This is a genomic window from Ruegeria sp. AH12, from assembly GCF_056541465.1.
In genome coordinates this window covers 1-1,273 of sequence record NZ_JBQFYL010000065.1, presented here as the reverse complement: position 1 = coordinate 1,273, position 1,273 = coordinate 1, and the positions used below count along the sequence as shown (strand labels likewise).

The 1,273-nt window shown below is 60.6% G+C and carries 1 protein-coding gene; it reads right to left on the bottom strand.

Features of this window, described 5'->3' with window-relative positions; genetic code table 11:
- A partial coding sequence (glyA, locus tag ACR0EL_RS21610; RefSeq protein ID WP_480502230.1) for a serine hydroxymethyltransferase occupies positions 1-1,273 on the bottom strand: 1,273 nt, incomplete at its 5' end.

Sequence of the window (1,273 nt, the reverse complement as noted above, 5' to 3'; positions counted from 1 at the left end):
TTACAGGTTTGGATAGATCGGGAATTTGGCGCAGAGGTCTGCGACTTCGGCTTTGACTTTGGCCTCGACCGCGGCGTTGCCGTCTTCGCCATTGGCGGCCAAACCATCGACAACCTCGATGATCCAGTCTGCGATCTGGCGGAATTCGACCTCGCCAAAGCCGCGGGTGGTGCCGGCGGGGGACCCCAGACGGATACCGCTGGTGATGGTCGGCTTTTCCGGGTCAAACGGCACGCCGTTTTTGTTGCAGGTGATATGTGCCCGGCCCAGGGCCTTTTCGGTCGCGTTGCCTTTGACGCCTTTGGGGCGCAGGTCGACCAGCACCACATGGGTGTCGGTGCCATGGGTCACCGTGTCGAGGCCACCCTTGATCAGCTGATCCGACAGCGCCTGTGCGTTGGTGATGACCTGCTGGATGTAGCTTTTGAACTCGGGGCGCAGAGCCTCGCCGAAGGCAACCGCCTTGCCTGCGATGACATGCATCAGAGGACCACCCTGAATGCCGGGGAAGATCGCTGAATTCACTTTCTTAGCGATATCTTCATCATTGGTCAGGATCATACCCCCACGCGGCCCACGCAGGGTCTTGTGGGTTGTCGTGGTCGCCACATGCGCGTGCGGGAACGGGCTGGGATGTTCGCCTGCGGCTACCAGACCGGCAAAATGCGCCATGTCCACGTGCAGGTAGGCACCAACCATATCGGCAATCTCGCGCATGCGGGCAAAGTCGATCTGACGCGGGATGGCCGAACCACCTGCGATGATCAGCTTGGGGTTATGCTCATTCGCCAGTGCCTCGACCTGATCATAGTCCAGCATATTGTCCTGCTGGCGCACGCCGTATTGCACGGCGTTGAACCACTTGCCCGACTGGTTCGGGCGCGCTCCGTGGGTCAGGTGGCCGCCTGCGTCCAGGCTCATGCCCAGAATGGTGTCGCCGGGCTGGATCAGGGCCTGAAACACACCCTGGTTGGCCTGAGAGCCCGAGTTCGGCTGTACGTTGGCAAAGCCGCAACCAAACAGCTCTTTCGCGCGATCGATGGCCAGGTTTTCGGCGATATCGACAAACTGGCAGCCACCATAATAGCGACGGCCCGGATAGCCTTCGGCGTATTTGTTGGTCATTACCGAGCCCTGCGCCTCCATCACGGCGGCAGAGACGATGTTCTCGGATGCGATCAGCTCGATCTCGTCGCGCTGACGGCCCAACTCGGATGTGATCGAGCCGAACAGCTCAGGGTCACGGTCGGACAAGGACTGGGTGAAAAAACCC